The following is a 12,973-nucleotide window of genomic DNA, read 5'->3' on the forward strand; positions in this document are numbered from 1 at the left end:
ACCTGCGGGTATAGCCGGACAACTTTTCCCTAATTGTTTAAATCCTAAGCCTGCTTTTAAACACAAGTGCCTCCAACCCGGAGGCACTACCAGTTAATACCGTTTCATCACTTTCACCAGCATCTTTGTGATGGCCTTGTATCCTTCGTCGGAAGGGTGAAGGCCGTCGTACGTCATCCAGATAGCCTCCGGGGGATAAGGGTAAGCGTCGTTAGCGGGGTTCCATGGTTTATCACGATAGGCAGGCCATGTTAGCTTTTGGGTTGCTCCTGTAGTGGAATCTTTCAGCAGTTTAAAGTGAACCATATTCTTCAGGTTGATGCCGCTATTATGATACAGATCTATCAGTTCGAACTTTTCATGCCTCGCAATTGAATCTATTACACGTACGATAGCCTCCAGCATCTGCCCGTTTTTATTAGGTCTGTAAGAACCCCAGGCATTGTTATGGGAATTATTCAGATAAACGAAATCCCCCCGCTGCAAAGGCGTCATCAGGATAAAACGGGCATTGGGATTGAGGTGCTTCAGTTTATCGATGATAATCCGGAATGAACCACTTACGGTTGCATTTCCGGATGCAGATAAATAATCCTTCATAGTACCCGGCTCCCGGCCCTGCCACCAATCGTTCGTACCCAGAAACACAGAGTAAATATCTGCCTTAGTGATGTTCAGCTGATCGAATTTATCTGCTATTCCCCCGGCCGTCCAGCCATTGTGGCCCTGATTGATGTACGTAATGTGCGGGAGGCGCTCCGTCACCATGGTCAGGTACCCTTTCGTGATGCGGTTCCCCGTTTCATTTGGGTGATCGTTGAGGTACGTAATCGAATCCCCTATGGCCACCCAGGTTAAGCGTGGTGGGAGGAAGGAGGTGCAGCTAAGGGATATGATTGCGAGAAGGATCGCTTTAGTGATAGCATTCATAGTTTCAATAAATTGAAAACAACTAATTAATTATACTACTTCTATATTATCAAATATAGGTAGTTCATTTTCCCAATGATAACGAAGTACTTGAATGTTAATAGATTTCAAAAATTCATCTAATTTAGGTGTAACATTCATTTTACTTACTAATATCAAAGTAACACGCCCCTTTGCATCCTTATATCCTGCACTATAAAACAACAACTGGCCTATCGCCGTAAATAGACTTTGTGTACTATTGGGTGTTTTAACCTCAATCAATCGAATTGTTCCTGTTACCGGATCTGTTACTATTAGATCTCTCCATTTATCATTGGAAACAACATATCCCTTTCCTTTAAAATAATCATGCAATGCCCGTACGACTCTTCCGTGTGTTCTATTGACTGTTCTTTCGTTTGCTATGGCATTGAAAGAGTATGTCCCTGAAAATTCATCTGTAAAACTAGCTTGTATAGGCACAGATAAAATATTTGATATTTCACGGTAAAATCGTTCACCCCCAGTTGCTACTTCAACGTTAAATTCAATCCCTGTATCTTGAAATTCATTTGCTGCATTTTCGATATCCATAATATGCTTGCCAATCCAATTTTTCAATTCGCTATAAGCTCCTATAACATTTCGTAAATCGTTCATTAATTCATCATCTCCAGGCAAATCACTACGGTCATATTGCTTACTAATAATTGTTCCTAATTCATATTTATCCCCCCACTTATTAGTACCATCTAGCTTAATCCGTGTGGTTAAAAAATCTGCTTTAGATCGTAAGTTTTTTTGGGCATACTCCGTCGTTTCCCGGATTCTTACTTTACCTTCTTTTACTTTGAACTTTGTATTGTAAGGCGTCCAACTTTGCACTAATGTCAAATAGACCTTTTTCATGTTGGCATCAAACAAATATGCTACATAATATCCATCACTTGGAGAATCTGTTATGTCCAAATCAAAGATGCATACATGCGGTGTTTCCGTTATATTACCTTGCCCAATTGAACCAGATACCTTATACCTTTTTGAATCTAGGTGAATACTCTTCCGTATTTCTTGCGGCAGGTCAACGGTCATTAAATTGTATATAGATAGGTCACTAATCTTGCGATTCGAATTGCTTGGGCTATAATACGCCTCTTTTTCACTTAAATACCTTTGGAAGATCGTTTCAATAATTTCTCGTAACATGGGATATTGGGATGGGTTATCGCAAATTAACGGTTTATATACCATTTTGAGAACCCCCATCCCCCTGAAACCAAAATCGGCCGCAGAAACCTGCGGCCGATGAATCCAAGACTAAACTCAAAGTATACGAAGACTAAATCGCCTGGTACACGAAGTTGTAATACGGGAAGGTTCCGCCCGTAATGCCATTCAGGTAAATGGAAGTGATCTGCACTTTCCACAGCGTAGTGCCTACTTTCACGATCAGCGTTCTCCCGGCTACAGGGGTAACGGTATGGCCTGCGCTCCAGTTGTAGGTGTACCAGCCTTTGCCGTTTGCATAAGCAGATACACCCGGAGGCACGCCCGTTCCGGTAACGTTGTTCATACCAATCACATTGCTGCCTGCAGGAGATGCACCGGGTAATGTACCCAATGCCCAGTCGGAGGAAACTACGGATGCAAAGGCCTTGTCGATGAACTTGATGGAATCACGGGGAATGATGTCTCCGGTAGCAATACCGGTGAACTTCACTTCCTGTGTGGCCGGACTTCCGGCTTCATTCACTGAAAAGCGCCAGTAGAAATTACCATCAGCAGGCTGACCGGGGCCAGTGCTGTAGGCCTGCTTGAAATTGGTAACGGTGTACAGCGCACCACTGCGTGCAATAGTCCCCGAGGTAACACCCGGACCGGTAATCGCCTGGCTGGTACCATCGGGGATTACTACAGAGGCGCCGGCTCTTCCGGCAGCAATACGGCCGGCTTCGGGAGTTACCACATCACTGTTCTTGGAACAGGAAGCCAATAAAAGGGCTACAGCAAGGATACCACCTGCAGGACGAAGGGTTTTCTTCATGGAAATCATAGTTAATAAACGGGTTGAGGGTGAAACAATATTAATCGGGTTTCTAAAAAACTTAAGGCGTTACACTAAATGCTATGTATCCGGGGATCTCAACAAAGTTCTTCGGCTCCGTTTTCCAGTTCCACCAGCCAATGAAATTGGTGATGCGCAGGCGAATGCCTATGGCATTTGGCCCCCAGTCTCCAAACTGGTAAGTTCCTGCCGGGAAGTTGGCCGGGATACGATAGGTGGCCGATGTAGTTGTGAAACTCACCAGCGGAAGAGGCATGATCTCCTTCTCATTATAGTTTTCATCGTAGGTGTAAGCGATCGCGTCTTTCAGGTCAAAATACTTCTGGCCGGCGAAAGTGATTGTTTCACCACGCTTTACTGTAACCGGGGCTTCCAGCGAAGCCGGTATGGGCTTTTCTGATGCGGGATACAAAACTCCGAACACATAATTTTCAGTAGTGTGGGTGAGCGTACCACTGGAGATCCTTACCCGGTAACCGCCAATCTTTACACCGGTGGCTGGCACCTTTACCCGCATGGACAGGGTACCATCGTGCTGCGTAAAGAATTCGATATTCATCTGTGTAGCGTTACCGGCTGTATCTACCAGGTAAAACTTAGTGGCAGTGGCATCCCGGTCGAAATAGCGCATGGCCGATCCGTTGTCGATAACCGCTTCTCCACCCAGTGGAGCAATATATGAGGCCCCTTCATAAATCTGAATCGGCGGCTGGCTGATCACAACTTTCAGATAGAACTTCTTCTCCTTTCCATTCTGGGCTTTTACCGTGTACGCTGTGCCGGTTTTAAATGCCACGGAAGCGCCGGATGCCGGTGATATAGCGGCTCCCTCAGATACTTCGATCTGAGGCTGGATGGTAGATGGTTGCGCCAGGTAAGATGGCCAGTAAACCAGGATACTGTCTCCCGACATGGCGGCCGATACTGTTGAGCCTCCGGCTTCTATTGTAAAATTGGCAATGCGGTTATATGGCGATGGTTCCTGCTCCGTTTCTTTTTTACAGGCAACGGCCAGCAGGGATATAGCGATGACAGGTACGAGTTTCATTATTGCAGTTTGTTAATTCGGATGGGGAATTGCAGTGTTTTCACGCGGCCATAACAGTACACACGCAACCGGTAAAGGCCGGTGGCTGGAAGCGCCTGTACCAGCGGTGAATACGGTTCCTGGTACTTCTCGCAGTGCAGGGTAATACGGGTAATATCTCCCAGATTGGTGATGCCCAGCATAAAGGGAGGCAGCTCTTTACCGTCTGCATCCACCGGAACTACCCGCATCAGGTCGTTATTCTCCAAAAAGCCGCTCCCCTGAATAGTTACCGAAAAGCTGGAGTATTGCTCTTTCATGTTGATGGAAAATGCTTTGATATCATCAGGCGAGCTCACTTCTTTAAGCACCAGCTCGGGCTGGAGCACTTTCAGCTGAAGTTTATACTCACGCCTGCTGCCGTCTGCCCCGGTAACGGTATAGGTTGTTTTACGCTCGGTGCGCAGGGCTTCGAATACGTTTTCTATCAAAGTGCCCGAGGCGGGAGATATAGTAGCCCCTGCCGGCAGTGCGATAGCAGGCTCCAGGATGCTCAGCTGCTTGTAAAAAGGCCAATACACGGTGATGGTATTCTCCTTATCCGAGATGGCTGCCTCCAGTGGCTCGCCCTGCACGTTAACGATGCGGAACGACTCTATCCGGTTGCCAGGCTCCGCCTTAGGAGCAATCGTCTCTGTTTTTGTGCAGGCAAACAGCCCGCAGCTCAGTAGGATGCTGTAGAAATATTTCATGGAATGTTGAGGTTTACAGAACCATCCATCTGGATGGAATAACGGAATGTGATATAACCAGGCTTGTTGGTACGGTTCGGGTTAGCCGGACTGTCTTTATAAATACTTTCCATCATCAATTTGGCATAACGGCCTTTATGTGTTTTTACGATCATGACACGCGGCATGGTATATACTACGTGCGACTTCTGAGGATCGCCCGGGAAAAGGCGCCCGTAAAAATCATAATAACCCCAACCGTCGAAGCCGCCAAGGAAATGATCCAGACCAATATCGCGGGTAACGAACTTCAGGCCTGCCGGTACCTGTGTAACTTTAGCATATGCTTCGTTCCAGAGCGCAGCAGGCACGGGAATCTGTGTAGGCCTGAAATTGGTGGTATCATAATACTGCACGTCGAACTTACGGTCTACTATCACCGCGATCTCCGCTTTGCCCGGGCCACCATAACCGGGTGAACCTTGAGCAGCACCGTTATTGGGATAAATACTGCTGTTGTAGATACCGTAGAACACGATATCCCAGTTGCCCGTTTGCCTTTGCGAAGCGGGCACCACCTTATTCTCTTCCAGACTGTAATAGAGCGAAACGGCATCACCTGCTGAAGTGGCGCTGGTATCAGCCACGAGGTTCACTACGCGGTAGGTGCCTGTTTTCACGGTATTCCCTCCGCCGCCTGCAGGCTCATCGGGCTTAACAGGCGCATCATCTTTCGAACATGCCATCAGAAAGGCCAGCGCCAGGATACTTGTAAGTTTTATTTTCATGGTTTTCGTCAGTTGGATGTGTTTAACCGGCGGCTGCCGTCGGTTTGCACGAAGTATTTGAAAGTGAGGTATGGTGCAGGCCAGAAAAGGTCCGTTACCACAGGAGGATTGCCTTTGTAAATATTCAGCAGGGCCAGCTTGGCGTATTTGCCTTCGGCCGTGCGTAATACGAACGTGCGGTTTTTAATCGGCACGCAAATATGGTTGCTGAGGGAATAGAAAAACCAGCCGTAGCCATTCCCGCTATCCCAGCCCACGCCATGCACCCCTTTGTTCTCAAAGTCTTCGTCTGAAGGCGCTTCAGTAACCTGGTCGTATGGCTTCTCAATGATGATCATGGCGCCTTTACCCGGCCCGCCTGCGCCGGGGGTACCGGTATAGGTACCGTTATTCACCACCACGTAGGAGTTATATTCCTGTGTAAAGGCGATGTCCCAATCTGTGTTTTTGAGATATTGCAGCGAGTCGGCTTTAGTTTTGATGAGGCGCGACTGTTTAGTGGAAAAGCTGAATGTGAGCGAGTAAAAGGGGCGCTTCTCTTTGCCTTCGCCGGCATCGTCGCCTACGGAAGCGCCCGTGTCTGCCTGGAGGTCAGAGATGGTGGTACTGGGAGGTCCCGTGAGTGTGGGCTTCTCATCCCCGTCTTTTGAGCAGGAAGCAAGCAATGCGCTTGCCGCAAGGATCCATATTCGTAATTTCATTGCTGGCTGTGGTTAGGATGCAAAATTGAGTGCATCTGCTGACCACTTCCGGAAAAAGACCAACCTATTCAGGAAAAGGGAGAAAGTTCCGTTTCGGGTAAGCGAATTTCCGGCAATGAGCTATGACAATCCGATGACATGACTATCTTTAGTTCGACAAAAACAAACAAAGCCATGACAAATCACTATGTTGCCATTAACTACATCCAATGCAATGAAGACTTCCGCGACCGTTTCGAACAGATGTTCGCAACCCGCGCCCATGCTATTGATACAATGCCCGGATTCGTGAACATGCATGTGCTCCGTCCTGAAAAGGCGGGCGATGCATATCTTATCGTCAGCTATTGGGAAACAGAACAGTCGTTTAAAGACTGGATGAAATCGCCTGCCTTCACCGCAGGTCATCAGCGCGGGTTTGCCGAGCTGGCTAAAGCCAAAGAAGAAGGCCGCCCTGCACCCATGTCCAGCGATTTCAAGATCTACCGCATTATCAGCGAATAAATGAAAGCGCCCAACAAAGCAGCCATCCTGAAATGGCTGAAGAGACTTGGCTTCTGGGGATTCGTTTTCTTCCTCGTAAAAGGCCTGGTTTGGCTCGCCATCTTCTACTGGCTGGCCACCTAGCCCTGGTACGTATATGGATGCCAAAAATGCCGCGGTGCGGGAAATCTGACCATTTCCTGTACTGCGGCATTTCTGTTTAGCCTTTTATCCTTCCCGGCGCATAGCCGAAAAATTTCTTGAATGCACGCGTAAAATGCGCGGTGTGCTTATATCCTGATAAATACGCCACTTCAGACACCTGCTTACCCTGTCCCAGCAGCTCCCGCGCATGTGCCATCTTAATTCCCTGCAGGTATCCGTAAACAGTGGTGCCGAATACCTGTTTGAAATGGCTTTTCAGATATGCATCGTTGGTGCCTACCTGGTGTGCCAGATCGATCAGTGTACATGGACTGTGAATGTTGCTGGCAATAATATCCCGCGCCAGATGCATGCGTTCCACATCTTCCTTCCGGAGCGAGCGGGAGGCTTCAGGCGGTTTCAGTCCTGCCATCTGCTCATACTGCGACAGCTGGATAGCCAGCAGCTCGATGGTTTTCGCTTTCAGAAAAAGTTGTTTGTAACGCCCCTCCAGCGGGCAATGCAGCATATCGTACAAAATAGTGCTGATGGGCGCCTGCATGGGCAGGTTCACGGAACTGATAGCTACCGGCGCATTGCGCTCGATGCTGCCTGAAAATACTTTGTATAGCGGATGCTCCCGGGGCATAGCCTGCAACACCAGGTCCGGACTTACACCCAGCTCAAAAGTTTCCAGCTGCTCATGGGCAGGCCATTGCAGCCGGATGTCTTCTTCCGGGAAAAACAGGTAATTGTATTGATGCCGGTCGAGCGATGCCAGTTTACCGGAACTGCTTTGAGAAGAGTAACTCTTACTGCCGCTTACCGTATAGCTCATTTGGAAGAACGGTGCTGAGTTCCGGAAAACGATCTCCCCTGCATTGCGGGAGCGGAGATTGTAGTACCCGAAATTAATACCGTCCGGACTCAGCATTTCGAAGAGCGATCCGGTATGGCCGTCTTGCGACAGCTCGCGGCGGCGCTCACGGAACGCTTCGGAATGCCGGATGTCGAACCGGCAGGAGGGGATGATATGTACTGGCTGGGCAGGCAAATGGAGAAAATGTTGAATCAGGCAATATTAACCCATCGATCCTACAAAACGGCCCGCAATCGGGAACGGCAAATGATCGTATCGGGAAGATGCCCGCTACTGCCACCCTTTATGATTTCGATTTTCCGGATATGGTAAATCTTTTTCCCTTCCTGAGCATAAATACTCCCGCTCAGGTAAGCTTTTCTCCCCTGCGGGTCAGTATTCTGACTGAGCTTTGCACCCGATATGCATATCCGCCCATCCCTCCTGCTCCCATGCCTGCTTGCCAGCGTCACCGCTTCGGCCCAAGGGTCCCGGGCCGACAGTTTACCTGCCGTACGCACGCTCCATACCCATGAAGTAACGGACCAGTCGCTACGCAAAACCGACGACCTCATTGGTATCGGGAGGCAAACCGCGCCTACGCTCGTTATCTCCCGCCAGTCTATTCAGCTTGCAGGCAGCCGCCGGCTCGATGAGGTATTGCGCGAGCAAACAGGTATGGCCATTGTGCCGGACCTTGGGAGCGGCAACCGCAGTGTGGGTATACAGTTGCAGGGCTTTAGTTCAGAATATGTGCTCATTCTTATCGACGGCCAGCCAATGACCGGGCGCCTCGCCGGCAACTTCGACCTGTCGCGCATCGGCGTGGCCGATGTGGAAAGGATAGAAGTGATCAAAGGTGCGGCCAGCAGCCTGTATGGATCCGAAGCGCTGGGGGGCGTCATCAACATCATCACCCGCCAGGTGGTGCGGCAAACCTCAGCTACGGCCGGCATCCGGCACGGCACTTACCAGACTACCGATGCTAATATAAACGCCGAAACACCTTTCCGGAACAACAAAGGCTTCGTTTCCGTTTCGGGCAACTTCTACAAAACCGATGGATTCAACGCCAATACCGAATACCTCAAAGAAGGGAAAACTTCTCCACCTTACCATAGTGGCATGATGCAGGCCCGTGCTCACTGGCGTATCAGTGACCGTACTACGTTACAGGCCCGGTTGCGTGCTGCCGGCAGAAGCTCAGAAATGTTCCGCAACTATGGCGCCCAGCCTTTCAGTGACCACCTCCGCGAGCAGGATATAAACGCCGGATTGGGCTTGCGGCATCTGGCTACCCGTACGCTTACATTACAGGCACGATATTACTATACCGGCTACGATACACGCCAAACCGTAACCCTGCAGGAAAATGGCCGGCTGTTGCAGGAGAACGACTTCTTCCAGCAGATACACCGGCTCGAAGTGCAGGCAGAGCAACGCCCGGAGCAACTGCCACTTGTTTTCCTTGGTGGCATTGGCGGCGACCGGCAATCTTACCGCAACCCCGGGTCAGACATCCGGCGGTCGATGAACGGATACTTCGGCTATCTGCAAACCGAATATTCAGCAACAGACAAATTCAAGCTCACCGCAGGCCTGCGCTATGATGGTAACAGCGATTACGGCGGCCGCCTCAATCTTAGCGCCGGCGCCCTTTACCGCCCGGTGCAATGGCTCGGCATAAGAGCCTCTATGGGCAATGGCTTTAAACCACCTACCTATGCCCAGATGTACCAGGTATTCACAAATATCACCCAGGGCTACACGGTGATTGGCGCACATAATTTCGCAGAAAAGGCTGCTCAGCTGAAAGCCGCCGGTACCGTAGCACAGATTTGGGATAATGCTTCACAGGTAAATACCCTACAGCCGGAAACCTCTACTTCTTTCAACACAGGCATTACCCTGAATACCGGCAGCAGAATGGAATGGCAGGCAGGGGCTTTTATGCACCGCCTGCGCAATCTCATAAATACGGAGCAGGTAGGCATCATGCGAAACGGACAGCAATTATTTTCCTACATCAATATAGACCGGGTAACCTTACGGGGAGTGGAGGCAGGATGGAAGTATTCCATTACATCCAACCTTCAGATTTCTGCAGGTTACCAGCTGCTGGAAGCACGTAATCCCACCATACTGGATTCCATCCGCCAGAAATCCCCGCGCTACAAAACGGTGCGCACGCCTGATGGCATACGGCCGGCTACCTCCGGCGATTACTTCGGATTACCCAACCGCAGCCGTCATATGGCCAGCCTCCAAACTACATGGGCACATCCCCGCTGGGGACTCAGCGCTTCATTTCGTGGAACCTACAGAGGCAAATACGGCTTCCTGGATGTTGACAACAATGGATATATCGATCCATACGATGTATTTGTAAAAGGCCATGTGCTGCTGTATGCATCGGTTCAGAAAACACTTCTTCAAAAAAGGCTTACACTCCATCTGGGTGTCGATAACCTTACAGGCCACACAGATTATCTGATGCCATCCCAACCCGGCCGTATGTTTATGGCTGGAGCGGAATGGCATTTTCTCCGCAAGATCAGTAAGCACTGATTATTGCAGCACAGGGGCGCTCTCCGCAATCTCCGGGCGGGAGCTGCTTCCTGTGGAAACCAGTGGCTCCTTACGGCGCTTACCATGCATGAGGTACAGGGTTAACGCAGTGAAGATAACCCCGCCTGCGATGTTGCCCAGTGTAACCGGCAGCTGGTTCAGCCACCACCATTGTCCTGCAGAAACAGGCGCACCCAGCAGCATACCTGCGGGAATCACGAACATGTTCACAACGGCGTGTTCAAAACCCTGAGCAAAAAAGATGAAGATCGGGAGCCATGCCGCCAGAATCTTACCTAATGTGGAAGTAGATGTCATGGCCATCACCACACCCAGCGTTACCATCCAGTTGCATAAAATTCCTTTCACAAAAACGGTGAGCAGACCGGTAGTTCCGAATTGACCATAGCCTGTGGTTTTGGCAACTGCAATATTGGTAATCAGTTTGCCGATGGCGCCCCCGTCTACCTTCCCGAACTGGGTGAGTGATGCCCAGAAAAGCCCTGCATACATGAGGCCTCCTGCGAGGTTGGCGAGGTATACAACCGCCCAGTTTTTGCCCAGCTGCTTCAGGGAAATTTGCCCCGCAAACCACGACAGCGACATCACGGCAAAGTTCCCCGTTACCAGTTCGTACCCCAGCAGCACCACGATGATGAAGCATGCAGGAAAGATAGCTGCTCCTATGAGCGGGAGGCTCGTTTGCACGGTAGCCGTGAGGGCGAACGTAGTGCCAAAGCCGAGGATTGCGCCGGAAAGGATTCCTTTTACGATCATATCTGTCATACTCATGCGGGTTTTATCGATACCGGCCTGGATCATGGCGCCGGATACTTCCGCTGGTTTTTTATAATCCATCGTTGAATAGTTTAAGTGAGTGAAGAATTATTTCAGTAATAATGAAGGTTTGATATTGATCATGAGGTAAGCCCATTGGTTACTGCGTGCCGCATTGTTAACCGCCTTTACCGCTGCCAGTGGAAGTGTGCTGCGGTAATAGCTGTACCCCGCCTCGAAGCCTATTACAGGCGTGAGTGCAAACTGTGCATTGAGGTCGGCCTCCCAGCCATAGTCGCGGTTGTGCATGGCGATGGAGCTGGCCGAAAAGAAGCGGTGCCCGTCGGCCTGAAGGCTCCATCTGGCGCCGGGTTTGAAAAGAAAGCGGAGGTAATAATCCTGCAGGCCGGTGGCGCCGAAAGTATTGCCGGCGTAGTAATAATCCATATGCCCCCAGAATTTATGTGGTGTACCATACAATGGATCAAAGGCCTTTGCCCTGCTGCCCGATTTGCCCCCGGTAGTATAATCTGTTCCCACACCTGCTTTCAGCTGAGGTGTGATAGCATATAGCGCCTGTCCTGAAAGGAGCCATCCTTCTACTGTACCGCCATCAGCATACCTCCCGCCCTGGTAAGCCACGTTACCGGTCAGCGACAGCCTGCCGAAAGTTTGTTGCGCATAAGCGGCTGCCGTAAACCTGCTGTGCACACCGGCATCGTAAGTTTTAACAGGCTTTTGCTCAATGGTATCTACATGAAACCGGGGAAACTGATCTGCCAGTGCAAGCAGAGATATCTGCCCATGGGTATTTTTCCGGGAGATGTGCAGGTATTGTAATCCTTTATACATCGACCCGCCGTTGGTATTGGCAGGATAAGCACCCGGAGGCGTACCCTGGTATAAGGTGCCCGATGCAGCTTCGCGGTTTTGCGCATAGGCTAAACCAACATCGGCCTGCCAGGAACCGGAACTGTAACGGAACACCAGTGCATCGTGCCTGCGGGCCTGCTGCAACCAGTCGAGGTTACCCAGCAGCCTGCCATCATCATAATTCAGTTCCTGCCGGCCTATCTTAAAGCTCAGGTTGTGAAGGGATGTAGTATCTGTAAGCCGTACTTCGGCCCAGGCTTCGTGCACCATCAGCCCGTTGTTATCCTGCGTACTGATCTTATTGATAGTGGAAACATCCTGGCCCCAAACCCGGACATCCTGAACAGACAATCCGAATTTGAGGCGGTTCGTGGTAAACCCTGCCGAGAGGCGGGTGCGTTGTGAGGTGAAGAATGCCGGCTTTGCGGATCGCGGGAGCGGCGCCCCCTGCCCATCGCGGAACTCTGTACGGGTGCGTAACTGCGCAGAGAGCGATAACTGGGCTTTACCGGCCAGCGGGAGGCCGCCCAATAAGAGGAGCATGGCCGTCCCGCAGCGGGAATGCATTTTATTGTACATTTGAACGATTTTAATTCCAGCAATTGAAGTCACGAAACCCGGTTCGCCGCCAAGCCACCGGGTTTCACCTTTTCAGGCATTCACCCCGGAATAGGATGAACACCGATATAAATACGGTCGTCTTCCAGCTTTACAGGATATACTTTAATGGCACATTCATGCTCGTCGGAAAGACAGCGCCCGTCTGCCAGTGAAAAAGTTTTCTTATGAAACGGGCAGGCTACCTTAGGCTCTCCCTGCTGGGCACCGATCATACCGCGGCTTAATGCCATCTGTTGCCGGTGCGGACAAAGGTTCTGCGAAGCATACCATTCGCCACGGCGGGCAAAATGGAACAGTGCAATCTGTTCATCTTTGTACTTCACGCAAACACCGCCGTTGGCAGGTACATCTTCCACCTTACAGGCAAAAAACCAGGTCATTTTTTCTTTAGTGATAGTAGACATGCGTATCGTCTTTTTTGGTT

14 protein-coding genes are annotated in these 12,973 nt (G+C 50.2%); 3 read left to right on the forward strand and 11 right to left on the reverse strand.

Translation table 11 applies throughout. The features are described from left to right. Window positions 1-93 precede the first annotated feature (93 nt). From DEV76_RS04260 to DEV76_RS04290, 7 genes are all read right to left on the reverse strand, one after another. On the reverse strand, window positions 94-930 hold the full coding sequence (locus tag DEV76_RS04260; protein ID WP_109695484.1) for an SGNH/GDSL hydrolase family protein: 837 nt from the start codon (window positions 928-930) through the stop codon (window positions 94-96). A gap of 30 nt (window positions 931-960) precedes the next feature. Continuing rightward, on the reverse strand, window positions 961-2,118 hold the full coding sequence (locus DEV76_RS04265) for an MrcB family domain-containing protein (protein WP_157962710.1): 1,158 nt from the start codon (window positions 2,116-2,118) through the stop codon (window positions 961-963). A gap of 133 nt (window positions 2,119-2,251) precedes the next feature. Further along, a complete protein-coding gene (locus DEV76_RS04270; protein WP_157962711.1) occupies window positions 2,252-2,956 on the reverse strand; it encodes a hypothetical protein in 705 nt (234 codons plus the stop codon). A gap of 61 nt (window positions 2,957-3,017) precedes the next feature. Further along, window positions 3,018-4,025, reverse strand: coding sequence for a hypothetical protein (locus DEV76_RS04275; protein ID WP_109695490.1), 1,008 nt, complete (start codon window positions 4,023-4,025; stop codon window positions 3,018-3,020). Continuing rightward, entirely contained in the window at window positions 4,025-4,756 is a 732-nt protein-coding gene (locus tag DEV76_RS04280; RefSeq protein WP_109695492.1) for a hypothetical protein, read from the reverse strand. Before DEV76_RS04280 ends, DEV76_RS04275 begins: the two co-directional genes overlap by 1 nt. Further along, window positions 4,753-5,523 carry an HmuY family protein gene (locus DEV76_RS04285; protein WP_109695494.1) on the reverse strand — a complete coding sequence of 257 codons (771 nt, stop codon included), beginning with the start codon at window positions 5,521-5,523 and terminating at the stop codon, window positions 4,753-4,755. Before DEV76_RS04285 ends, DEV76_RS04280 begins: the two co-directional genes overlap by 4 nt. 8 nt (window positions 5,524-5,531) lie before the next feature. Next, window positions 5,532-6,224, reverse strand: coding sequence for an HmuY family protein (locus DEV76_RS04290; RefSeq protein WP_109695496.1), 693 nt, complete (start codon window positions 6,222-6,224; stop codon window positions 5,532-5,534). Window positions 6,225-6,398: 174 nt separating this feature from the next. On the opposite strand from DEV76_RS04290, the gene DEV76_RS04295 reads away from it, so the two are divergent. Together DEV76_RS04295 and DEV76_RS04300 are read left to right on the forward strand one after the other, a co-directional pair. Then, complete coding sequence (locus DEV76_RS04295) at window positions 6,399-6,728, forward strand: antibiotic biosynthesis monooxygenase family protein (protein WP_157962712.1); 330 nt, start codon at window positions 6,399-6,401, stop codon at window positions 6,726-6,728. Then, on the forward strand, window positions 6,729-6,851 hold the full coding sequence (locus DEV76_RS04300; protein WP_109695500.1) for an alanyl-tRNA synthetase: 123 nt from the start codon (window positions 6,729-6,731) through the stop codon (window positions 6,849-6,851). It abuts the gene before it with no gap. A 76-nt stretch (window positions 6,852-6,927) separates the two neighbouring features. On the opposite strand, the gene DEV76_RS04305 is transcribed toward DEV76_RS04300, so the two are convergent. Beyond that, window positions 6,928-7,905 carry a helix-turn-helix transcriptional regulator gene (locus DEV76_RS04305; protein ID WP_109695502.1) on the reverse strand — a complete coding sequence of 326 codons (978 nt, stop codon included), beginning with the start codon at window positions 7,903-7,905 and terminating at the stop codon, window positions 6,928-6,930. Window positions 7,906-8,133: 228 nt separating this feature from the next. Between DEV76_RS04305 and DEV76_RS04310 the strand changes: the two genes are divergently transcribed. Beyond that, entirely contained in the window at window positions 8,134-10,278 is a 2,145-nt protein-coding gene (locus tag DEV76_RS04310; RefSeq protein ID WP_109695504.1) for a TonB-dependent receptor plug domain-containing protein, read from the forward strand. Here the strand turns inward: DEV76_RS04310 and DEV76_RS04315 are convergent, their stop codons facing one another. From DEV76_RS04315 to nirD, 3 genes are all read right to left on the reverse strand, one after another. Next, entirely contained in the window at window positions 10,279-11,136 is an 858-nt protein-coding gene (locus DEV76_RS04315; protein WP_109695505.1) for a formate/nitrite transporter family protein, read from the reverse strand. A 27-nt stretch (window positions 11,137-11,163) separates the two neighbouring features. Beyond that, window positions 11,164-12,507 carry an alginate export family protein gene (locus DEV76_RS04320; protein ID WP_232826875.1) on the reverse strand — a complete coding sequence of 448 codons (1,344 nt, stop codon included), beginning with the start codon at window positions 12,505-12,507 and terminating at the stop codon, window positions 11,164-11,166. A gap of 80 nt (window positions 12,508-12,587) precedes the next feature. Continuing rightward, window positions 12,588-12,953, reverse strand: a complete 366-nt coding sequence (nirD, locus tag DEV76_RS04325; RefSeq protein WP_109695507.1) for a nitrite reductase small subunit NirD — start codon at window positions 12,951-12,953, stop codon at window positions 12,588-12,590. Between the last annotated feature and the right edge of the window lie 20 nt (window positions 12,954-12,973).

The sequence above is a fragment of the Chitinophaga deserti genome, from assembly GCF_003149455.1.
Lineage (GTDB): Bacteria > Bacteroidota > Bacteroidia > Chitinophagales > Chitinophagaceae > Chitinophaga > Chitinophaga deserti.

Coding starts and splice junctions, on each gene's coding strand:
- DEV76_RS04260 (WP_109695484.1), bottom strand. CDS start 930: ATGAATGCTATCACTAAAGCGATCCTTCTCGCAATCATATCCCTTAGC.
- DEV76_RS04265 (WP_157962710.1), bottom strand. CDS start 2,118: ATGTTACGAGAAATTATTGAAACGATCTTCCAAAGGTATTTAAGTGAA.
- DEV76_RS04270 (WP_157962711.1), bottom strand. CDS start 2,956: ATGAAGAAAACCCTTCGTCCTGCAGGTGGTATCCTTGCTGTAGCCCTT.
- DEV76_RS04275 (WP_109695490.1), bottom strand. CDS start 4,025: ATGAAACTCGTACCTGTCATCGCTATATCCCTGCTGGCCGTTGCCTGT.
- DEV76_RS04280 (WP_109695492.1), bottom strand. CDS start 4,756: ATGAAATATTTCTACAGCATCCTACTGAGCTGCGGGCTGTTTGCCTGC.
- DEV76_RS04285 (WP_109695494.1), bottom strand. CDS start 5,523: ATGAAAATAAAACTTACAAGTATCCTGGCGCTGGCCTTTCTGATGGCA.
- DEV76_RS04290 (WP_109695496.1), bottom strand. CDS start 6,224: ATGAAATTACGAATATGGATCCTTGCGGCAAGCGCATTGCTTGCTTCC.
- DEV76_RS04295 (WP_157962712.1), top strand. CDS start 6,399: ATGACAAATCACTATGTTGCCATTAACTACATCCAATGCAATGAAGAC.
- DEV76_RS04300 (WP_109695500.1), top strand. CDS start 6,729: ATGAAAGCGCCCAACAAAGCAGCCATCCTGAAATGGCTGAAGAGACTT.
- DEV76_RS04310 (WP_109695504.1), top strand. CDS start 8,134: ATGCATATCCGCCCATCCCTCCTGCTCCCATGCCTGCTTGCCAGCGTC.
- DEV76_RS04315 (WP_109695505.1), bottom strand. CDS start 11,136: ATGGATTATAAAAAACCAGCGGAAGTATCCGGCGCCATGATCCAGGCC.
- DEV76_RS04320 (WP_232826875.1), bottom strand. CDS start 12,507: ATGTACAATAAAATGCATTCCCGCTGCGGGACGGCCATGCTCCTCTTA.
- nirD (WP_109695507.1), bottom strand. CDS start 12,953: ATGTCTACTATCACTAAAGAAAAAATGACCTGGTTTTTTGCCTGTAAG.